Consider the following 20,998-nt stretch of genomic DNA (forward strand, 5'->3'; position numbering starts at 1 on the left):
GCTCCTTAACGACCTTCGGTTGGTGTGGAAACCGGGGCCAGGTCCGGGTAGAGCGGATGCGCCTGGGCCAGTGCCTCCACCCGGGCCTTCAGGCCGGACAGGTCCGCGGCCGGCCCGGCAATGAGGGCTTCGGCGATGATGTCCGCGACCTGGTGGAACGCCTCTTCGCCGAAGCCTCGGGTGGCCAGCGCCGGCGTGCCGATGCGCAGGCCGGAGGTGACCATGGGCGGCCGCGGGTCGAACGGCACCGCGTTGCGGTTCACCGTGATGTCGATGGCCGCCAGCAGGTCCTCGCCCTGCTGGCCGTCCAGCTCGGAATTGCGCAGGTCAACCAAGACCAGGTGCACGTCGGTGCCGCCGGTCAGCACCGTGATGCCCTTCTCCGCGACGTCCTGCTGCGACAGCCGCTCGGCCAGGATCCGTGCGCCCGCCAGCGTGCGCCGCTGGCGGTCGGCGAATTCCTCGGACGCGGCGATCTTGAACGCCACAGCCTTGCCCGCGATGACATGTTCAAGCGGCCCGCCCTGCTGGCCGGGGAACACCGCGGAATTGATCTTCTTGGCGATGTCGGCCTCGTTGGTCAGGATGATGCCGCCGCGCGGACCCGCCAGCGTCTTGTGCGTGGTGGACGTGACCACGTGGGCGTGCGGCACCGGGCTGGCGTGCAGGCCCGCCGCCACCAGGCCGGCGATGTGCGCCATGTCCACCATCAGGTACGCCCCGACGGCGTCCGCGATCCGGCGGAACTCCGCGAAGTCGAGCTGGCGTGGGTAGGCGGACCAGCCGGCGATGATCAGCTGCGGCTTGTGCTCCTGCGCCAGCCGCTCCACCTCGGCCATGTCGACCCGGTGGTCCTCCTCGGAGACGCCGTAGGCGGCTACGTCGTACAGCCTGCCGGAGACGTTGATCTTCATGCCATGGGTCAGGTGCCCGCCGTGGGCCAGGTTCAGGCCCAGGATCGTGTCGCCGGGCTTGATCAGGGCGTGCATCACCGAGGCGTTGGCCTGGGCGCCGGAGTGCGGCTGGACGTTGGCGAAGCCGGCACCGAACAGCTCCTTGACCCGGTCAATGGCCAGCTGCTCGATCACGTCGACGTGATCGCAGCCGCCGTAATAGCGGCGCCCCGGGTAACCCTCGGCGTACTTGTTGGTCACCACCGAGCCTTGGGCCTGCATGACGGCGACGGACGTGTGGTTCTCCGAGGCGATCATTTCCAGCCCGGACTGCTGGCGGCGCAGCTCGTTGTCGATCTGGGCGGCGATTTCCGGATCCAGGACGCCCAGGTCCGCGTTCAGGCTGGCGCTGGCGACCGCCGCCATTGCCGCGCTCACGCTACTTCACCACCGTTGGCGGAGGCGTACTCCTCGGCGGAGAGCAGCGGGCCTTCCTCCGACACCTGGACAGTGAACAGCCAGCCGGAACCGTAGGGGTCATCGTTGATTACGGCGGGGTCGGCCACGGCGTCGCCGTTGACTTCGATGACCTCGCCGGTGACCGGGGAGTAGAGGTCCGAAACGGACTTGGTGGACTCGATTTCACCGCAGGTCTCGCCGGCCGTCACGACGGTACCGACCTCGGGGAGATCCACGTACACGATGTCGCCCAGCGCCTCGGTTGCCACGGCAGAGACACCGATCCTGGCCGGGCCGGATCCGTCGGCGGCCACCCACTCGTGCTCCGCGGAGTATCGTAGTTCGGCGTTGACTTTGCTCACTGTGATGCCTTTCTGGGAAGTGTGCTGTTAATGCGGGAAAGAATTACTGCCGGCGCCACCGCACGGCTTCGGCGACCGACATGGCCTCGTCCAGCAGGGAGGCATTGGCGGCGGGCAGGGCGGTGAGGTCCTGGATCATGGCCTGGAAGTTCAGCAGCGCCTCCAGCCGGCGCTGCGAAATCTCGGGCTGGTAGGGCGGGTACGCGGTGTACCAGGCCGGGGACTCCACCACATTGCGACGGCTCACCGGCGGCGTGGCGGTGTCGCTCAGGGCGTCATCGAGATCGAGGGCGCTCGCCTGGCGGATGGATGGGGAACGGCAGTGTCCACCAAGCCGTCCATGCTGTCGTAGCCGACCATCTTGAGCATGGTGTCGATGTCCGCTTGGCGGCGGGCACCGATATGCCGGTCGGCAAAGTTTGATGAAGATGGTTGAACCGTCATGAGGAACTCCAAGATCGGGCCGGCCCGAAGGCTCGGCTGGGACTGGGGTTCCTCCCCGCTCTGTATTTGACCTGAGAGATTCCGCGGAGTGTGTTCCGCTTGCACCGTCGGTGAGCCAGGCTGCTGCCTTGCTGCTTTCCAGAGTTGCCTCGCCGCGGCGGTACATGGGCCTGAGAGATTCCTGGGGAGGATTTGCTCCTACGGCGCCTGCCCGGATGGTGTGCGGAGAGGACTCTCCCGCCACGGTTCGAAAGGCACATTAAGTTGTGGGTGATTCGCCTCACACGATACACACAGCGCCCGGTGCATCAAAATCCGGTCGCCGAACATCAGTCCGGTCGCCAATCCAAGGCCCCGTCCCGTCGGCCGCCGCGCGCCCGGAACAGCACCGGCGCCTACACAATAAAAGGATTCATCAGTATGCTTTGCGTTGATGTGCTGAAGAGGAGCGTAAACGATCAGGCCGGTACCGCCCGGCCGTTGACAAGAATCGACATGTTTCGACCACGGGTTGGAACGGAAGGCGCGCCTTGCGCCGGAGACGGAGATTTTGATGAGCAACGAAGAGGGACGCACGCCGCTGTCGCCGGAGGAACTCGAATCCCAGACCGGAACGGCGCTGCCGGACAAGGAAGTCGCGTCCATCCTGGATCTGAATGCCGATCTCGACCTGGCCATCGACGCGGCCGCGCCCATCGACTTGGCCGTCGCGGCGAACGCCAACGTCGCGGCCCCCATCGATGCCGCCGCCTCGGCCAACATCCTCTCGACCGGCTCCACGGCGCAGGCCCTGTCCGACCAGGGCGTCATCATCGACCAGGGCATCACTGCGGACGCGACCGCCGAGTCCACGCAGGACAGCACCATCGACCAGGGCAATGACACCGTGGACGACGCCGGGACAGCGGCCGGCTCCGCTGCCGGGACGGCCGCCGCCGGTGATTCCGGCCTTCCGCTGGAGAACGCCACCGGGCAGGAGGCCACTGAACCGGCGCTGCTGCCGGACGGCACGCTGCCGGAGGGCACCCTGCCCGACACCGGATCGGTCACGGAAGGCCTTGGGTCGACCCTCGACGGGAACCTGCTCAACGTCAACGTCAATCTGGCCGCGGACGCCGATATCGCCGCCCCGATCAACGGTGCCGTGGCCGCCAACGCCAACGTTGCCGCGCCGATTGACGCCGCGGTGGCGGCGAATATCGGCTCGGTCGACAGCAATGCCGTCGCGGTGGCGCAGCAGGACGCCATCATCAACCAGCAGATCGACGGCAGCGCCGAGGCCAGCGCCGGCCAGCAGTCCGACCTCGAACAATAGTCCCTGAACGAGCATGGGTCCGAGCCGGCCGCCGGCCGCGAGTGACATGCTGCCCGGCGGCCGGTCGGCTGCACCGCCTTCGATTGACGTCCCGGCGCTGGCCGACGGCGTGCAGCTCCTCGGACCGGCACAGGGTTCCGGCTACCGGGAGCCGCCCGCGCTGGTCCGGCGCGCGGACGGGCAAACGCTCCAGCTCACGCCGCTGCTCTATGCGGTTTTGGAGGGCGTGGACGGCTCTCGAAGCCTCGATCAAATTGCCGAACATGCCAGCGGGAAGTCCGGCAGGCTGATCACTGCCGAAAACGTGCAGACCCTGATCGAAAAACAGCTGCTGCCGCTGGGCCTGCTGCGGCTCGCGGACGGCTCACAACCCGAGGTCAAAAAGGCCAGCCCGCTGCTGGGCATGCGCTTCCGCTACACGGTCACGGATCCCGCGCTGACCCGGAAGCTGACGGCTCCGTTCGCCGTACTGTTCCATCCGCTGATCGCCTTGCCCGTGACTTTGGCCTTTTTGGCGGCGTGCTGGTGGGTGCTCATGGTCAAGGGCCTCGGCTCGGCAACGCACCAAGCCTTCGCCAACCCCGGGTTGCTGCTCCTGGTTTTCGCCATCACCCTTCTCTCGGCCGGCTTCCACGAATTCGGCCATGCCGCCGGGGCGCGCCGCGGCGGCGCAACGCCGGGAGCCATGGGCGTCGGCCTGTACCTGATCTGGCCCGCCTTCTACACCGACGTCACGGACTCCTACCGGCTGGGACGCGGCGGCCGGCTCCGCACGGATCTGGGCGGCCTGTATTTCAACGCCATCGTCGTGGTGGGCACGATAGGCGCTTGGTGGCTCACCAGCTTCGACGCGCTGCTGCTGGTGGTGGTGACCCAGATACTGCAGATGGTGCGCCAACTGCTGCCCCTGGTTCGCTTCGACGGCTACCACATTCTCGCCGACGCAACCGGGGTTCCCGACCTGTTCCAACGGATCAAGCCCACTCTGATGGGGCTGCTGCCCTGGCGGTGGTCCGATCCCGAAGCCAAGCTGCTCAGGCCCTGGGCCAGGGCCGTCGTGACCGCCTGGGTCCTGGTCACCGTTCCGCTGCTCCTGTTCTGCCTCTTCATGATGGTGGTCTCGCTTCCCCGGGTCCTGGGGACGGCCTGGGCCAGCATCATGGACCAACAAAGGCTGTTGGCCGATGCCGGTTCAGACGGTGACTTCGCCGGCATGGCCGTGCGTGTCCTGGCGATCACCGCCGTCGCGCTTCCCATTTTCGGGATTGCCTACATCCTGCTGCGCCTGGCCCGCCAGCTTGGCACGGCGGCCTGGGCGAAAACCCGTGGCCGGCCGCTCCGGCGGGTGACTGCCATGGCCGCCGCCGTCGCCGTTCTCGCCGGTTTGGCCTGGGCCTGGTGGCCCGACGACGGCGCCTACCGGCCGGTGCAGCCCTACGAGCGCGGAACCCTGTTCGATGCGGCAGCTTCCTTCGCCCCGGTGTCATCGGCGGGGCTGACCGAAGGCCGCGCAGGACAAACGGTGGCGGCGTGGCCGTCCGGTACCGACCTGCCGACGGCCGAGGATCCGCAACTGGCGATGGTCCTCGTTCCCCGTGACAACCAGCCTGGGCGCGAAGAGACCGCCACCGCGGACATCGGCGAAGATCCGACGAACGACGGCGGTGCCGGCACCACCGTTACTGAGCCTTCCGCGGACCCACCGCCGGCCTGGGTCTTCCCCTTCGACCGGCCGCTGGCTCCGGAGGAGGACGGAAACCAGGCCCTTGCCGTCAACGTTGAGGACGGATCCGTGGTCTACGACGTCGCCTTCGCCCTTGTCTGGGCCGACGGTGGACCGGTAGACGCCACGAACGAGGCCTACGCCTTCGCTTCGTGCCGGGGCTGCACCGCCGTCGCCGTCGGCTTTCAGGTTGTCCTGATCCTCGGCCAGGCCGACGTCGTCGTGCCCCAAAACCTTTCGGCGGCGGTCAACTACAACTGCGTCGAGTGCCTCACCTACGCCCTCGCCAGCCAGTTGGTCCTCACCCTCGACGGTCCGCTCAGCGACGCAGGCATGGAGAAACTGGCAACCCTGTGGGAGGAGATCGCAGCCTACGGCCGGTCGCTCGAAGACGTTCCCCTGGACGAAATCCAGGCCCGGCTGAACGACTACAAGATGCGCATTCTCGGCATCATCGAACAGGACGCCGCCATCGGTGACGGCAGCGTAGACACAGGCACCGACGCGGCGTCCGAAACAGAGCCGGCCTCCGACACGGGCTCGTCTCCGGAGGCAACACTTCCGGCTGACACCGGCAGCGGGCAGCCACCCGCCCCGGCAGAGACACCCGCCGGTGAACCCGAGCCCGGAACGGCGACGACATCCCCGGCACCGACACCCACCGGCACACCGCAGCCCGAACCCGCCCCCGTGCAGGAGCCTGCCCCTCCGCCCGCTCCGGCTGACGAACCGGCGCCGGTGCCGAGCGGATAACGCTCGGCAGCTACCGCGGGCGCCCCGCAGCGCCTGGGCAGCCCGGCGGCTGCAGGGTCACCGGGTGGCGCCGGCGGGTTCGTCCTCGAGGTCCTCGGGTGCCCCGAGGTCCATCTCGAGCAGCGGCACCACCTTGGACTTGGTGATGAAGCGGTGGGCCAGCCACAAAGCGACGAAGACCGGCAACCCGATGTAGGAGGAAAGCACCTCCATGCCCCGGCCGGCAAGCACGGCCTCGTAGTTCTGTCCGGCGATCACCAGAATTAGCAGGGCGAAGGCCAGCAGCGGGCCGATGGGGAACAGGGAGGCCTTGTACGGCAACTCGCTGACCTTATTGCCCTGGGCCACGAAGCCGCGCCTGAAGCGGTAGTGGGAGATAGCGATTCCCGCCCACACGATGAAGCCGCACAGGCCGGACATATTCAGCAGCCAAGAGTAGGCCGCGCCCTGACCGACGATCGCGGAGAGGAACCCGAAGAGACCCACCGCCGCGGTGGCCAGCAGCGCCGGAATCGGCACCCCACGCGAATTAGTTCGCCGGAAGATTTTCGGGGCCTTCCCGTCATGGGCCATGGCGTAAAGCATGCGCGTGGAGGCATATAGTCCGGAGTTGCCCGCCGAGAGGATGGCGGTCAGGATCACCGCGTTCATCAGAGCCGCGGCGAAGGCGATCCCGGCACGCGAGAAGACCAGCGTGAACGGGGATACTGCGACATCGGCCTCGCCGGAGGCCAGCAAGCTCGGATCGGTGAACGGGATCAGGCAGCCGATGATGAAGATGGCACCAATGTAGAAGAGCATGATGCGCCAGAAGACCGTGCGGATGGCCTTCGGCACTTCGCGGCGCGGGTTCTTGGCTTCGCCTGCGGCCACGCCCACCAGTTCGGTGCCTTGGAAGGAGAACCCGGCAATCATGAAGACCGAGATGATCGAGACCCAACCGCCGTGGAACACTTCATCGCGGTTTTCCCAGTTGCTCAGGCCGGGGGAGTTATCCCCGAGGATGCCGAAGATCATCAGCACGCCGGCGATCAGGAAGAGCACCACAGCGGCGACCTTGATGAGGGAGAGCCAGAACTCTGACTCACCGAAGGACTTGGCCGAAAGGGCGTTGAGCCCGGTCAAGACCAGCAAAAAGATCCCGGCCCACACCCAGCCCGGGACCCCGGGGAACCAGAAATCCATGATGATTCCGGCGGCGACCAGCTCGGCGGCCACCGTGATCGCCCAGTTGAACCAGTAGTTCCAGCCGATCGCGAACCCGAAGGACGGCGAGACAAAACGGGTCGCAAAAGTCTGGAAGGAGCCGGCCACCGGAATCTTGGCCGACATTTCGCCCAACGACTGCATCAGCAGGAACACCATCAGGCCGACCAGCGCATAGGCGGCCAAGGCTCCGCCGGGACCAGCCTGGGAAATTGTTCCGCCCGAGGCCACGAACAACCCCGTGCCGATCGCACCGCCGATGGCGATCATCTGCAGGTGGCGGCTGCTCAGGCCGCGCTTGAGTTCGTTGTCGGCCTTGCCGGAGGTGTGGCCTGCCCCAGTTTCTGGGGAGGACCCGCGTCGTGTTTCTGCAGCGGGTCCGGGCGCGACAGCGCTGTCGTCTGTGTGCGAGGGGGAGCTGATTCCCATTGTGCCTCCGGAAGGTAGCAGCGTCGGTTGAGCTTTCCGGTGGGCCCGCCGGAAAGGACGGTGATCAAGCTAACACGCGCTGAAAAAGAGTTTTTATGCGAAGCGAATGTTGCTGACAAGGACCCCAAAATCTTACGAGTACCGGAGTTAGTCGCCGAAAAGCATCAGAGTTGCTAACCCACTCGCGCTTTTGAGTAAATATCTCTTGTTCATCTGCTACGGGCACCGTGTGCTGCGGCCCGTCCCAAATATCGGGCGGGGTCAACGGTGTCCCTGGAAGGCCTGCCACGTCAGTTCTGCCAGTGCGGCCTGGCCGCCGGGGCCGGGGTGGAAGTAATCCAGGGTGCTGATTTCGGTGGCGGAGAATCTGTAGGCGTAGACGGCGCCCCGGTCCCAGTGGCAGTTCTTATACCTTGCACACGTGTCTTCGAGGATCTCGTTGAAGGCCAGCTCGCGGGCCACAACTTCCTGCCGCTGGTTCTCGGTGACCTCGGCGCCGAGCATGGACGGGCAGGTTCCGTTGGCCGCCCAGACCCGTCTGGCCTCCTGATCGGTGCGCAGAACGGACCACAGGCGATGAAGATCGGGAATGCTGCTGACGTAGATGTTGGCGTGCGGCAGCCCGTGATGCAGCGCCTCGAGAGCAGTAGCGACCTGTTCGGTGAAGTCGGTGGTGGACGTCATCGCTGATGCCGAAGAGGCGCACAGGTCGTTGGCTCCAATGAGGAGGGTGATGTAGTCCGCCTTTTGGGCCACGGCCATGGACACCTGCGCCGGAAGATCCGCCGCCTCGGCGCCGCCGGCGGAATTGTTGTAATTGCTGATGCTGGTCTGCGGGTGCAGTGCCGCCAGCCGCTCGTAATGGCTGCGAATGCCGTCGGACGGCCCGTCGCCGGTGGACCAGGACTGGGCCGGGTAGTTGCCGGGCTTGCAACAGGTGTTTGCGGCCTGGGTGATGGAATCTCCGAGTCCTGCAATGGCGCTTGGATCCGATCGCAGGGCCGCGGACCCCGGCATAGCAAGCAGCGCGAACAACATCAGCGCCAGGATCAGGAACCGGACGGTGCTGCCCACGGAACCTCCTCTGGGACGAGGGCCACGTCCTGAGGCCAACCCCAAATGGAACCGCAACTAACGCTCCTCATTGGGGTGGGACCCCGTTGAGGGCGAAGCCCCCGACGCGTAAATTTTCCAACATCCGCTCGCAGGTGGCTACCGGCTGGTGGAACGCGCTCGCGTGTCTTAGTTAAGGGAGCGTCCTGTCGACGTAGGGTCGAGTCATGGATGGGCGCCAAGTGACCGAGCTGGAAGGGCAGACCTCGATCAATGAACTGCTTGACGAGCCCGTCGGCGTCTCACACATCCAGTTGGCACTGCCGATTTATGTCCAGCTCCGGGCAGGCGAGTTCCGCCGTCTTTCCTGAACCCTCCGCCGGTTCCGGTCCCTCAGCCGCGGCACTCGTCATGCTTGTCGGCGGCCTCGCTACACTGTCGGCATCGACGGTGATCGGGGGGACGGGCGCGGTGAAGCATAAGCGGCGGCAGGGAGGCCGAGGGCGGTTGCTCGGGCCGATGATGGCGGCATTGCTGACCGTCGCCACCGTGGCGGCCTGCGGGCAGCAACCTGGAAACCCCGGAGAACAAACACGGCCCGAGGCCGAGCTGGTCGACGCCGTCGATTGCACCACGGTGCAGCACATCGTCGAACCAGGGCGGCCGTCCGCGCCTCCGCCGCCGGCGGCCGGTAGCGTGCCCGAAGCCTTCGCGCCTGTCGACGTCATCCGCTGCGACGCCATGGCGATGGCGACCCTCGAGGACGAGGAAGGCCTGTGGTCGGCGTTCACGGAAGAGCGCCTCACCGGAAACATTGACGCACTGTTAAAGGCGCTGGCGCAGCCCAGCGACGGCCCCAGGGCGAACCAGGCCTGCACCGCGGACATGGAAATGGTCCCCGATCTTTGGCTCGTGGATGCGGCCGGCAAAGCCATGCGTGCCGCGTGGCCCACGGATTCCTGCGGCAAGACGAAACCCGGGGTCCGCGAGGTTCTGGCGGGCATGACGGTGGTCGAGTCGAAGCAGCACCGGATGGAACTGATCCAGCCGAGGGCGGCGCTGGATGCTGACTGCCCCGCCGAGTGGAGCATCAAGCCAGTGCCGGGCATGACCGCGCTGGCACCCTTCGAGGTGGGCGAGGAGCCGCGTGGCAGCGGCGAGGGCGAGCCGGGTTCCCCCGGTCTGCTGCCGAGCGCCGGCGAGGCCGACGCCTTGAGGATCTGCCAGTACCGGACCGAGCCGGTGCCGGCTGAAGAGGAGGAGCGCCCCGCCGGAGCGCAGCCGGACTTGGAATTTGACGTCATCGAGATCGTGTCCGGGACGTTTTCCAGGGGCGGAAGCATTAAAGGCACGGCCAAAGATGCCATCTTAAACGCGGCCGCAAAGGATCCTGTTGACAGCGAATGCATCGACGACGCAACGGAGTTTGCTGTGCTCTGGCCGCTCGCCAAGGGGCAAAGCGCCGGCGCACCGCTGACCGTGGAACTCGACGGCTGTCAGCGGCTCTACCCACCCGACGGCGCGGCCCGGACGTTGCCGGACGAGGCGGGCACCGCCGTCGTTGTGGCTTTAGAGAAGTGAGGCGGGCGTGATGGTGAGGGACAAAGTCGCACTGGTAACCGGAGCGTCCTCCGGGATAGGGGAACATACGTGCCGGGAGCTGGCACGCGGCGGCTTCATCGTCTACGCGGCCGCGCGCCGGCTGGAGCGGATGCGGCCGCTGGAAGAGCACGGGGTCCGCGTCCTCGAAATGGACCTGACCGACGACGCGTCGATGGTGCGCGGGGTGGGGCAGATCCTTTCGGAGCAGGGACGGCTGGACGTGCTGGTCAACAATGCCGGTTACGGCTCGTACGGCGCGATTGAGAACGTGCCGCTGGATGATGCCCGGAAGCAGTTCGAAGTGAACCTGTTCGGGCTGGGGCGCCTCATCCAGCTGGCGGCCCCGGCCATGCGGGCCCAGGGGACCGGGCGGATCATCAACGTCTCCTCGATCGGCGGCGTGTTCTACGAACCCCTCGGCGGCTGGTACCACGCGGCGAAATTCGCGGTCGAGGGTTTGTCGGACTGCCTTCGCGTGGAGCTCAAGCCCTATGGCATCGACGTGGTGATCATCGAACCCGGGCCGATTCTGACCGAGTGGGACGCCATCGCGGTGGAGAGCCTGCTGCAGAGTTCGGAAGGGACGGCCTACGCGCAGCAGGCGGAGAGCGTGGCGCGGGCAATCGCCGGGGCCTACACGGAACGCACGGGAACGCGGCCGGACGTCGTTGGGCGTCGCATTGCCCGGGTGGCGGCCGCCCGGCGTACGCGCAGCCGGTACCCGGTCGGAAGAGGCGCGCGGACGATCATGGGCGCTCGCCGGCTGCTGCCCGACCGGGTCTTCGACGCCGTGCTCGCCAGGGTCTACCAGCGCTGAACCGGCGCGGAAGCGCTGCTAAGACGCGACGGTGCGACTGCCTTCCAGGGAAACTCCCAGGTGATCGCGCAGGGTGCGTCCCGAATATGCGGTCCGGAACCGGCCTCGGGCCTGCAACTCCGGCACCACGCCGTTGACGAAGTCTTCGAGCGAGGACGGGTAGAGGGCCGACATGATCACGAAACCGTCAGCCGCCTCGGAGTCGTAGAGTTCGCACAAGTAGTCGGCGATGTCCGCCGGATCGCCCACGGGCTGGGGGTGCAGCTGGTTCATGGCCTGCGCCGTCGCCAGTTCGCGGACGGTCATCGATTTCCGGCGGGCTGCCGCCAGGAGCATTTGTTCAAAGCCCTCGCTGCCCGTGGCCCCGCGATGGGCCAGCAGCAACTCCTCGGCGCTGCCGTCCGGCTTCAGGTCCTCCCGGGCCGCGTGAAGGAGCCGGCCCAATTTCGTCAGAACGTCCTCCTCATCGAGCGCCGTCTCCAGGCCCACTACGGCTTGGCGGGCGGCGGCGGGAGTGGCACCGGTGATCGGCTGGACGGCCGGGAGCACGGCCAGCCGATCCGGATTCCGTCCGGCGACGGCGGCGCGGGCCCGCAGTTCGGTCCGCACCGCGCGCATGGCGTCCGGAGTGTCGGCGACGGCGAACACGACCTCGGCCCAGCGGGCGGCGAACTCCATGCCGCGCGGGGAGGACCCGGCCTGCATGAGTACCGGCCTTCCCTGCGGACTGCGCGGCAGGGTGAGCGGACCGCGGCTCAGCAGACGGTCGTCGCCGCCGGACCGGGACCGTTCGGGTATCCGGTGGACACGCTCCGGATCCGCAAACCGGCGTCCCGGCGCATCCAGTGTCAGCGCCCCGGGCTCCCAGGTTTCCCACAGGTCCACCACGGTCTGGACGACGTCGTCGGCCCGGTCGTAACGCTCCGACTTGGGCGGGATGGAGGGCAGGCCGAAGTTGGCGGCCTCGGCGTCCGTGGTGGACGTGACGATGTTCCAGGCGACCCGGCCGCCGGAGAGGTGATCCAGCGAGAGCAGCTTCCGGGCGATGGTGTAGGCCGGGGTGAAGGTAGTGGAGATGGTGGCGGCCAACCCCAGGTGCCGGGTCGCCCCGGCAACGAGTGACAGGGTGACCAAGGGGTCGAGATAGATGGCCCCCTTGCCGCCCGTGACCAGCGTGGTGGCGAAGTCGCCCGCGTTGTCCTCCGGGACGGCAAGCGCGTCGGGCAGGAACAGCATGTCGAAGCAGCCTCGTTCCAGCGTCCTGCCCAGATCTAGATAAAACTCCGCGCTCAGCCAGTCCCGCCGGGAAAGCGGATGCCGCCAGTTCTCCGAATACTGGCTGGTGGGCGGGTTGACCATCGCCACCAGGTGCATGCCGTCAGCTGAAGAGCGCATCGTATCCTTCCACAAACCCAAGGAGGCGGGCGTACAGGTTCCCGCCGGGCAGGGCCGGGTCGGCTGCTGCGATCAGCCAGTCGGTGACGGTGAGTGGGACGGCAGCATCGGATGTCGGCATCTTCGCGCCCTTCTGTCGAGTGAACAGGGCACGGGTGTGAGGTTGCTCCCTGCGCTGGCATGATCCAGATCAGGTTCAACGGTCGAAACTTGAGAAGCTTCCTCTCAGCCCGGCTCACCGGACTCCCGTGTACAAGCCAGCAGCCTACCGGCAGCCGCACCGGGCGGCGAAAGGGCACCGGTGCGACGGCGTCATACTCTGGGCGGACAGACCCGCCGCCCGGTGTGGGCGAGCCCGGCCCGTCCGGAACAGCCCGGGCCAACAAGGGCGAGAAGCGGTCTCCGTTACGGCTGCGCGGGGCGCATACTGCCGGTTTCCACGAAGCGCTGGTGCCAGGACAAGGCCTCACCGAGCAGGTGCGGGGTGTGCTTGCCGAAGCTGTCCCGGCAGGCACGATCGAAGTAGTCCTGCAGCATCGGCCGGTAGTCCGGGTGGGCGCAGGTCTCGATGATCTTGCGCGCCCGTTGCTTCGGCGCGAGGCCGCGCAGGTCGGCCAGACCCTGCTCCGTGATCACGATCATCGTGTCGTGCTCGGTGTGGTCGACGTGGCTGGCCATCGGCACGATGCTGGAGACCTTCCCGCCCTTGGCCATGCTGGGGGACATGAAGACGGACAGGTAGCTGTTCCGGGCGAAGTCGCCGGAGCCGCCGATGCCGTTCATCACCTTGGTGCCGGCAACGTGGGTGGAGTTGATGTTGCCGTAGATGTCCGCTTCGATCATCCCGTTGAGCGAGATGCAGCCCAGCCGGCGGACCAGTTCGGGGTGGTTGGAGATCTCCTGGGTGCGCAGGATGATGCGCTCGCGGTAGTAGTCGACGTTCGCGTTGAACTCCTCCAAACCGGTGCGGCTGAGCGAGAAGGACGTGGCGGAGGCCATGCGCAGCACGCCCTCCTTGAGCAGCTGCAGCATGCCGTCCTGGATGACCTCGGTGTAGGCGGTCAGGCCGCGGTAGCCGCCGGCCGCCAGGCCTTCCAGCACTGCGTTGGGGATATTACCGACCCCGGACTGCAACGGGAGCAGCTGCTCGGTCAGGCGCCCGCGCCGGACCTCGTGGTCCAGGAACTCCAGCAGGTGGCCCGCGATTTGCTGCGAGTTTTCATCGGGCGGGTTGAAGGGGGAGTTCCGGTCGGGCGCGTCGGTATGCACGATGGCCACGATCTTGTCCGGATCCACCTCCAGGTAGGGCTCACCGATCCGGTCGTCCGGATTCACGAGCCGGATGGGTTTGCGCTCCGGCGGCAGGGCGGTGCCGTGGTAGACGTCGTGCATGCCTTCGAGGCCGAGCGGCTGGGCGTTGTTGATTTCCACGATGACCCGGCTGGCCTCCCGGAGCCAGGTCATGTTGTTGCCCACCGAGGTGGACGGGATCAGCCGTCCATCCTCGAGCACGCCCACGGCCTCGACCACGGCCAGGTCGACGTCGCCGAAAAAGCCGAACCAAGTGTGCTGGGCGACGTGGCTAAGGTGCATGTCGATGTAGTCCAGCTCGCCGGCATTGATCCGTTCGCGCAGCGCCGGGTCCGACTGGTAGGGCAGCCGCAGCTGCATCCCGTCGACCTTGGCGAGGGCGCCGTCGAGCTCGGGGGCCGTTGAGGCGCCGGTCAGCACGCGGATCTTGAACTGCTCCCCGGCCGCATGCGCGGTTTCCATCCGCGCCGCCAGCGCCTGCGGCACGGCCTTCGGATAACCGGCCCCGGTGAAGCCGCTCATGGCAACCGTCATGCCGGGTTTGATCAGTTCAGCCGCCTGCTCCGCGGACATCACGCGCTCGAGCAGGCGGGCGTTGCGAATGCGGTCTTGCATCGTGCCCCTTCGTCTGGATCTCCCCTTCCACTCTAGGGGTCGGGCGCAGGCGCCGGGGCTACGGGGCGGGAGAAACGGGCCCTGCTGACGGGCGGAGCCGTGGCGCGCAGCCTGATTTTCGACGGGTGAGGCTAGGGCTGGCGCAGCTGTTCTTCGGCGGGTGAGGCTAGGGCTGGCGCAGCTGTTCTAGGGCGGTCTGCTGCACGCAGGCAGTCAGTTCGTCGAGCACCGGCGAGCTGATCTTCCAGCGCTGCCAGTACAACGGCACGTCCACCGGCAGGTCCGGGGCCAGCTCGTGCAGCGTCCCGTTGCGCACGTCCGCCAGGCACTGTTGCTCCGGCAGCAGCGCCCACCCAAAGCCCAGCCGGACGGCTGCCGCAAACTCCGCCGAGGCCGGCAGATAATGGCGCGGCGCCGCCAGGGCAGCGCCGGTCAGTTCCCGGTAGAAGCGCTCCTGCAGGTCGTCCTTGCGGTCGAAATCCAGCACGGGCGCGGCCGCCAGCCACGCCAGGCCAGCGTCCCCTGCCCCGGCGGGCCGCCAGCGCTCCAGGTAAGCCGGGCTGGCCACCGCCCGGTAGCGCAGCGAGCCGAGCGCTTCCACCGAGCAGCCCTGGACCGGCTCCGGCGTCGCCGTCACCGCCGCCGTCACCCGTCCGGCCCGCAGCAGCGAGGTTGAATGCTGCTCGTCTTCGCGGTGGACTTCGAAGAACACGCCCCGCTCGCGCGGCATGCGGGCCAGCGCGCCCAGGAACCAAGTGGCCAGCGAATCCGCGTTGACCACCAACGGCAGGGCCACGCCGTCACCGTTGCCGCCGAGTTCGCGCTGCGCATCGTCCTGCAGGACCCGCACCTGCCGCGCCAGCCGCAGGACCACATCTCCGGCAGCAGTCGGCCGCACCGGGGCGGTGCGCTGCAACAGGACCTGCCCCGCCGCCTGCTCCATGGCCTTGATCCGTTGGGACACCGCCGAAGGCGTCACGTGGAGCGCACGGGAGGCGGCATCGAAGCTTCCCTCCCGGACGACGACGGCGAAGGTCGCCAGATGGTCGAATTGGAACGGCTGCATAAGCCCAGCTTACGGACCCCAAAATTCTTTAGCTGTACTGATGCACGCGTTGTCAGTAGCGTCGACTGTTGTGACTACCGCTATTGCTCCCACAGTTTTGCTCGGCCTGGGAACCGGGCTGGCCCTGATCGTCGCCATCGGGGCGCAGAACGCCTTTGTGCTGCGCCAAGGCATCCGCGGGGAGCACATCGGCGTCGTCGTAGTCATCTGCGCGGTTTCCGACGCCCTGCTGATCACCGCCGGGATCGCCGGCATCGGTGCGGTGATCCAGGCTGCCCCGGCGGTTGTCGACGTCATCCGCTTGGGCGGGGCGGCGTTCCTGCTGGCCTACGCGGTGTTCGCCGCCAGACGGGCGATCAGGCCGGGCGTGCTGACCGCCTCGGCCAATCGCTCCGGCGGGGGACTGGCCGCGGTGGCTGCCACGGCGCTCGCCCTGACCTGGCTGAACCCGCACGTCTATCTGGACACGGTCCTGTTGCTTGGTTCCATCGCCAACACCCAGGGGCCGGACCTGCGCTGGTATTTCGGCGCCGGCGCCGTGGCAGGCAGCCTCATCTGGTTCAGCGCCCTCGGTTTCGGCGCCCGGCTGCTGCGGCCCTTCTTCGCCCGGCCGGGCTCCTGGCGCCTGCTCGACGGACTGATCGCCGTCGTCATGCTGGCGCTCGGGCTGCGGATGGCCTTCGATCTCTGACCGGATATGCGAGGATGCCGGTATGGCCACCACCTTGCTGCTGCTGGCGGATACGCATGTGCCCAAACGCGCGCGGCGCCTCCCCGACCAGGTGTGGGAAGCGGTGGAGGCGGCCGACGTCGTTTTCCATGCCGGCGATTGGGTCACCGCCGACCTGCTCGACGAGCTGGAAGAGCGGAGCCGGCGGCTGGTCGCGGTGTACGGCAACAACGACGGCGACGACCTGCGCTCGCGGCTGCCGGAAATTGCCGAGGCCACCATCGACGGCGTCCGGTTCGCCATGGTCCACGAAACGGGGGCGGCGCAGGGCCGGGAACAACGGTGCGAGGCCCGCTTCCCCGATGTTGACGTGCTGGTGTTCGGGCACAGCCACATCCCGTGGGACACCACGTCGCCCGGCGGCCTGCGGCTGCTGAACCCGGGGTCGCCGACCGACCGCCGCCGCCAGCCGGTCTGCACGTACATGACCGCGACGGCCGACGCCGGCCGCCTCTTCGACGTCGAGTTGGTGCCGGTGGACAGGACTGCCGGCCGAGCGCGTTAGTTCCCGGCTACCGCTTTGCTGACCTCGGCCGGGTTTTCGTACTCCTTGTCGGGGAGATTCTTGAGCGCCGAGAGGACGTCGTCCCCGGCTCCGGATTCTTCCGCCTTCTTCACCAAGTCACCGGCGGATGCCGGGTAGTCGACGCCGCCCAGCGCCTTCTGGATGTCAATGGGACTGGGATTCTCTGCCATGGGAAACCTTCCGATCGAATGGGAATCCCCACGCTACGTGCTGGGCCGGGCACTGGGAAGAGCCCAAAGGGGCGGGGGTGCGCCTAGCCGGGATTCGAGCCGCCGCGCGCAACGACACGCCGTTGGTAGATCACGGTTTTGCAACGTTGGTTACTTTACGGTAACGTGCAGTCCGTGCGCGGGCGAGATGACCGCGCCAGGGGATGCCGGAACTTCCGGCATGAACTACCCATGGAATGCCCGGACGCTGCCCACGCCTTTCGCCGTCAGAATGGCAGACGTCCACATGACCTCGATTATGCGAGTGGCTGACGGCGGTGTGGAGACGTTCGGGGACGGACTGAGCACAAGGCGGCCTAACCGGAGCATTGTGAATCCAAACAAAAACCTGAACCTCAGCCGTGCCCTGCGTGGCGGCCTCGCCGCCGTCGCCCTGACCGGAGCCAGCGTTGCGCTGGTCGGACCGGCCGCGAACGCGGCCGACGGGGCGACCTGGGACGCCTTGGCCCAGTGCGAGTCCGGCGGCGACTGGAACATCAACACCGGCAACGGCTACTCCGGCGGCCTGCAGTTCGCCCCGGGGACGTGGGCGGCGAACGGCGGCAGCGGTTCTGCCGCTGACGCGAGCCGCGCCGAGCAAATTGCCGTGGCAGAGAACGTCCTGGACAGCCAGGGCTGGGGTGCCTGGCCTGCCTGCTCGTCCAAGCTGGGACTGTCCGGCGGCGGCGGAGGCTCGCAAGTGAGCAGCCAGTCGGCCCAGATCCAGCAGGCACCCGTCCAGCAGGCACCCGTCCAGCAGGCCCCGGTCGCCCAGGCGCCGGTCCTGCAGGCCCCGGTCGCGCAGGCTCCGGCCCCGGTACCGGCCGCGCCCGCGGTGCAGGCCCCGGCGGTCAGCGGCGAAACCTACACCGTCCAGCCCGGCGACACCCTGGGCAAGATCGCCCAATCCCTGGGCCTTCAGGGCGGATGGCAGGATCTGTTCGCGGCCAATGCGGACACCGTTGCCGATCCGAACCTGATCTTCGTGGACCAGGTTCTGCAGCTGCCCGCGCAGTAATCCGGCTTGTACCAACAGCGCCCCGTTCTCCGACAGGAGGGCGGGGCCTTGTTGGTTGGGCCCAAAAGACGCGCCCTAGACTGGTATCAACCGAGTGAGAGGACGGGCCACTGCTGTGTCCACCGTTGAAAACCGCCCGTGGCTGCAGAACTACCAGCCAGGCGTGCCGGCCGAGATCGAATTTCCCACCGAATCCCTGTCCCACATGGTGGAAACCTCGGTCCGGCGGTTCAGGAAGCAGACGGCCCTCGACTTTTTCGGCGCCACGACGAGCTATCGGGAGCTGGGCCGCCAGATAGACCGGGCAGCGGAAGGCCTGCGCCGGCTCGGCGTAGGCCCGGGCAGTCGCGTCGCCTTGATCCTGCCGAACTGCCCCCAACATGTGGTGGCCTTCTACGCCGTGCTGCGCCTGGGCGCCGTCGTCGTCGAACATAATCCGCTGTACACCGAGCGCGAACTCCGCCACCAGTTCGAGGACCACGGGGCGACGGTAGCCATTGTCTGGAACAACGTGGTGGCCAAAGTGCAGGGGTTCCCGCCGGACATCGAGGTCAAGGCGATCGTGTCTGTGGACCTGACCCGTGCGATGCCCCGGGCGAAGCGCGTGGCCCTGCGGCTGCCGGTCCCGGCCGCGAGGAAGGCGCGCAAAGCGCTGACCGCGCCGGTGAAGGGTACCGTCACGTGGGAGAGGCTGCTGCAGGCCAGGCCGCTGAAGAAGTCGCATCCCCGGCCCGCGGTGACCGACCTGGCCGCCATCCAGTACACCTCCGGCACCACGGGACAGCCCAAGGGCGCCATGCTCACGCACCGGAACCTGCTGGCCAACGCGGAGCAGGGCCGCGTTTGGATGCACGGCGTCTCCGAGGGCAAGGAGGTCATGTACGCCATCCTGCCGATGTTCCACGCCTTCGGCATGACCCTTCACCTGACGTTCGGGGTGCTCATCGGTTCGCGGGTGGTCCTGTTCCCCAAGTTCGATGTGGACCTGGTGCTGGCGGCGGCGAAGAAGACCCCGCCCACCATATTCTGCGCCGTGCCGCCCATCTACGAGCGGACCGCCCGGGAAGCCAGGAAGCGCCGGGTGAATTTGGGCTCCGTGCGGTTCGCCATCTCGGGCGCGATGAACCTGCCGCAGGCCACCGTGGACTTGTGGGAGGAGACCGCCGGCGGCCTGCTGGTGGAGGGCTACGGGATGACGGAGACCTCGCCGGTGGCCCTGGGCAACCCGTTCGCGCCCACGCGGAAGAACGGCACGATCGGTGTTCCGTTCCCCAGCACGGAGATGCGGGTGGTCGATCCGGAGGACCCGTCGAACGAGGTCGCGCCGGCCGAGCCGGGCGAACTCCTGATCCGTGGCCCGCAGGTCTTCCAGGGGTACTGGGGCAAGCCGGAGGAAACGGCGGAGGTCCTGCTCGACGGCGGGTGGGTGCGCACCGGCGATATCGTCACCGTGGACGGGCAGCACAACGTACGGATCGTCGACAGGGTCAAGGAACTGATCATCACCGGCGGCTTCAATGTTTCGCCGTCCGAAGTCGAAGACGCCCTCCGCTCCCACCCCGACGTGATGGAGGCCGCGGCGGTCGGCATCCCGCGGCCGGAGGGTGGCGAGGAGGTGGCGGCCGCCGTCGTACTTCGCCCCGGCGGCGACGTCAGGCTTGACGAACAGGGGATGCGGGACTACTGCCGCGGCCGGCTGGCGGCCTACAAGGTGCCGCGCCGGATCGTCGCAGTCCAGGAGCTGCCCACGTCGATCCTGGGCAAGGTGCTCCGCAAGCAGGTCAAGGAGCAACTCGCCGCCCGGTGAAGGCGCGTCCCTTGCGGTTCCGGCAACAAAGTGGATGACGCGATCAAAGGGGGTGACGTGGACAAGGTGGGTGACGCGTCACATTACGGACGCGCGGCGAGCATGCGGTGTGAGCCGTGACATAGTGGTCCCCGGTGGCAGCGCAATGGCCGCGCTTTCCGGTTGGGGGAGACCGCGGGCGCTGGCACTTGATTTTTTCGAACTGAAAGAAGTGACATGAAGCGAACATTGTTGACCCTGCTGGCCGGCGTCTCCGCGCTTGGACTGGCGGCTTGCGGATCCGGATCGCCCAGCGGCGGCGGCAACGAGGCCGGCGGGAACGAATCCGCCGCGCCCGGGGGCCTGACCAAGGTGACGGTCGGCGTGATTCCGATTGTGGACACCGCCCCGCTGTGGCTCGGCGACTCGAAGGGGTTCTTCGAAGAAGAGGGCCTGGACCTGGACATCCAGAATGTCGCCGGCGGCGCGGCGGCCATCCCCGCCGTGGTCAGCGGTGGGTTCGACTTCGCCTTCGGCAACGTCGTGTCGGTCATGGTGGCCAACGACAAGGGCCTGGACATCCAGTTGGTGGCCAACGGCAACTCCACGTCGGGAGACACCTCGCACGATTTCGGCGGGGTAGTGGTGAAGGGCGATTCGGACATTAAGTCGCCCAAGGACCTGGCTGGCAAGACCGTGTCGGTGAATACCCTCTCCAACATCGGCGACACCACTATCCGCAGCGTGATCGAGGCAGACGGCGGCGACCCCGAGAGCGTGAAGTTCGTCGAGGTCGGCTTCCCGGACGCCCCGGCCGCCCTGGCCAACGGGCAGGTGGACGCCGCGTGGATCCTGGATCCGTTCCTGTCCCAGTCGGTCGAAGACGGCGGCCGCGTGGTCTCCTACAACTTCGCCGACTTCGACAAGAACCTGGATATCTCGGGCTACTTCGCCACCGGCGAGACGGTATCGGGCGATCCGGAACTGGTGAAGAAGTTCCAGGCTGCGATGAACCGCTCGCTGGAGTACGCGCAGGAGAACCCGGACGAGGTCCGCGAGATCGTGGGCACCTACACCAAGATCGACGAAGACGCCCGCGCAAAGATGGCCCTGCCGACCTTCCGCAAGGACTTCAACATGGAGGCGGCGCAGAAGCTCGCCGACGCGGCACTGAAATACGGCACGCTGCAGAAGCCGGCGGAACTGGACAAGTTCTTCCCGTAAGCTTCAACCCCACACCCGGTACGACGGCGGGGCCTCCCGACGTCTGCTACCCCCGACAGCGC

The 20,998-nt window shown here is 67.4% G+C and carries 19 protein-coding genes, 1 pseudogene and 2 riboswitches; of the genes and pseudogenes, 10 read left to right on the top strand and 10 right to left on the bottom strand.

Translation table 11 applies throughout. The annotated features are described in order from the left end of the window. Window positions 1-5: 5 nt before the first annotated feature. The 3 genes and pseudogenes from glyA to AC5RUK_RS13745 form a co-directional block, all read right to left on the bottom strand. Complete coding sequence (gene glyA, locus AC5RUK_RS13735) at window positions 6-1,319, bottom strand: serine hydroxymethyltransferase (RefSeq protein WP_494152659.1); 1,314 nt, start codon at window positions 1,317-1,319, stop codon at window positions 6-8. 8 nt (window positions 1,320-1,327) lie between these two features. Further along, window positions 1,328-1,714: a glycine cleavage system protein GcvH gene (gcvH, locus tag AC5RUK_RS13740; protein ID WP_494152504.1), complete on the bottom strand. Its 387-nt coding sequence runs from the start codon at window positions 1,712-1,714 to the stop codon at window positions 1,328-1,330. 46 nt (window positions 1,715-1,760) lie between these two features. Beyond that, a pseudogene (locus tag AC5RUK_RS13745) lies at window positions 1,761-2,158 on the bottom strand (glycine dehydrogenase (aminomethyl-transferring)); the annotation flags it as partial. Window positions 2,159-2,306: 148 nt separating this feature from the next. Further along, window positions 2,307-2,408, bottom strand: a riboswitch (glycine riboswitch). A gap of 303 nt (window positions 2,409-2,711) precedes the next feature. Here AC5RUK_RS13745 and AC5RUK_RS13750 point away from each other — a divergent pair. Both AC5RUK_RS13750 and AC5RUK_RS13755 read left to right on the top strand, forming a co-directional pair. Continuing rightward, window positions 2,712-3,473: a peptidoglycan-binding protein gene (locus tag AC5RUK_RS13750; RefSeq protein ID WP_494152505.1), complete on the top strand. Its 762-nt coding sequence runs from the start codon at window positions 2,712-2,714 to the stop codon at window positions 3,471-3,473. A gap of 13 nt (window positions 3,474-3,486) precedes the next feature. Beyond that, on the top strand, window positions 3,487-5,949 hold the full coding sequence (locus tag AC5RUK_RS13755; RefSeq protein WP_494152506.1) for a zinc metalloprotease: 2,463 nt from the start codon (window positions 3,487-3,489) through the stop codon (window positions 5,947-5,949). 57 nt (window positions 5,950-6,006) lie between these two features. On the opposite strand, the gene AC5RUK_RS13760 is transcribed toward AC5RUK_RS13755, so the two are convergent. Then, entirely contained in the window at window positions 6,007-7,584 is a 1,578-nt protein-coding gene (locus tag AC5RUK_RS13760; RefSeq protein ID WP_494152507.1) for an amino acid permease, read from the bottom strand. 261 nt (window positions 7,585-7,845) lie between these two features. Beyond that, window positions 7,846-8,658: an SGNH/GDSL hydrolase family protein gene (locus AC5RUK_RS13765; protein WP_494152508.1), complete on the bottom strand. Its 813-nt coding sequence runs from the start codon at window positions 8,656-8,658 to the stop codon at window positions 7,846-7,848. A 206-nt stretch (window positions 8,659-8,864) separates the two neighbouring features. On the opposite strand from AC5RUK_RS13765, the gene AC5RUK_RS13770 reads away from it, so the two are divergent. The 3 genes from AC5RUK_RS13770 (at window position 8,865) to AC5RUK_RS13780 (ending at window position 11,056) form a co-directional block, all read left to right on the top strand. Further along, window positions 8,865-9,008: a hypothetical protein gene (locus AC5RUK_RS13770; protein ID WP_494107199.1), complete on the top strand. Its 144-nt coding sequence runs from the start codon at window positions 8,865-8,867 to the stop codon at window positions 9,006-9,008. Between the two features lie 136 nt (window positions 9,009-9,144). Beyond that, window positions 9,145-10,218 carry a hypothetical protein gene (locus AC5RUK_RS13775; RefSeq protein WP_494152509.1) on the top strand — a complete coding sequence of 358 codons (1,074 nt, stop codon included), beginning with the start codon at window positions 9,145-9,147 and terminating at the stop codon, window positions 10,216-10,218. 10 nt (window positions 10,219-10,228) lie between these two features. Further along, window positions 10,229-11,056 (top strand): oxidoreductase, encoded by an 828-nt coding sequence (locus AC5RUK_RS13780; protein WP_494152510.1) that lies wholly within the window; start codon window positions 10,229-10,231, stop codon window positions 11,054-11,056. A gap of 18 nt (window positions 11,057-11,074) precedes the next feature. On the opposite strand, the gene AC5RUK_RS13785 is transcribed toward AC5RUK_RS13780, so the two are convergent. From AC5RUK_RS13785 to AC5RUK_RS13800, 4 genes are all read right to left on the bottom strand, one after another. Continuing rightward, a complete protein-coding gene (locus AC5RUK_RS13785) occupies window positions 11,075-12,451 on the bottom strand; it encodes an NtaA/DmoA family FMN-dependent monooxygenase (RefSeq protein ID WP_494152511.1) in 1,377 nt (458 codons plus the stop codon). Then, entirely contained in the window at window positions 12,435-12,572 is a 138-nt protein-coding gene (locus AC5RUK_RS13790) for a hypothetical protein (RefSeq protein WP_494152512.1), read from the bottom strand. Before AC5RUK_RS13790 ends, AC5RUK_RS13785 begins: the two co-directional genes overlap by 17 nt. 29 nt (window positions 12,573-12,601) lie before the next feature. Next, window positions 12,602-12,711: riboswitch (TPP riboswitch) on the bottom strand. 145 nt (window positions 12,712-12,856) lie between these two features. Further along, window positions 12,857-14,377, bottom strand: coding sequence for a succinyl-CoA:acetate CoA-transferase ScpC (scpC, locus tag AC5RUK_RS13795; protein ID WP_494152513.1), 1,521 nt, complete (start codon window positions 14,375-14,377; stop codon window positions 12,857-12,859). 166 nt (window positions 14,378-14,543) lie between these two features. Next, window positions 14,544-15,443, bottom strand: a complete 900-nt coding sequence (locus AC5RUK_RS13800; protein ID WP_494152514.1) for a LysR family transcriptional regulator ArgP — start codon at window positions 15,441-15,443, stop codon at window positions 14,544-14,546. 70 nt (window positions 15,444-15,513) lie between these two features. Between AC5RUK_RS13800 and AC5RUK_RS13805 the strand changes: the two genes are divergently transcribed. Next, entirely contained in the window at window positions 15,514-16,134 is a 621-nt protein-coding gene (locus AC5RUK_RS13805; protein ID WP_494152515.1) for a LysE/ArgO family amino acid transporter, read from the top strand. A gap of 22 nt (window positions 16,135-16,156) precedes the next feature. After that, window positions 16,157-16,678, top strand: a complete 522-nt coding sequence (locus tag AC5RUK_RS13810; RefSeq protein WP_494152516.1) for a metallophosphoesterase family protein — start codon at window positions 16,157-16,159, stop codon at window positions 16,676-16,678. On the opposite strand, the gene AC5RUK_RS13815 is transcribed toward AC5RUK_RS13810, so the two are convergent. Further along, window positions 16,675-16,869, bottom strand: a complete 195-nt coding sequence (locus AC5RUK_RS13815; RefSeq protein ID WP_494152517.1) for a DUF2795 domain-containing protein — start codon at window positions 16,867-16,869, stop codon at window positions 16,675-16,677. The genes AC5RUK_RS13810 and AC5RUK_RS13815 overlap by 4 nt on opposite strands. A 370-nt stretch (window positions 16,870-17,239) precedes the next feature. Between AC5RUK_RS13815 and AC5RUK_RS13820 the strand changes: the two genes are divergently transcribed. The 3 genes from AC5RUK_RS13820 (at window position 17,240) to AC5RUK_RS13830 (ending at window position 20,936) form a co-directional block, all read left to right on the top strand. Further along, window positions 17,240-17,926: a transglycosylase family protein gene (locus AC5RUK_RS13820; RefSeq protein WP_494152518.1), complete on the top strand. Its 687-nt coding sequence runs from the start codon at window positions 17,240-17,242 to the stop codon at window positions 17,924-17,926. 115 nt (window positions 17,927-18,041) lie between these two features. Beyond that, window positions 18,042-19,733, top strand: coding sequence for a long-chain-fatty-acid--CoA ligase (locus AC5RUK_RS13825; RefSeq protein WP_494152519.1), 1,692 nt, complete (start codon window positions 18,042-18,044; stop codon window positions 19,731-19,733). Between the two features lie 216 nt (window positions 19,734-19,949). Beyond that, window positions 19,950-20,936: an ABC transporter substrate-binding protein gene (locus tag AC5RUK_RS13830; RefSeq protein WP_494152520.1), complete on the top strand. Its 987-nt coding sequence runs from the start codon at window positions 19,950-19,952 to the stop codon at window positions 20,934-20,936. Window positions 20,937-20,998: the final 62 nt, after the last annotated feature.

It is taken from the genome of Arthrobacter sp. Y3223065 (assembly GCF_059090885.1).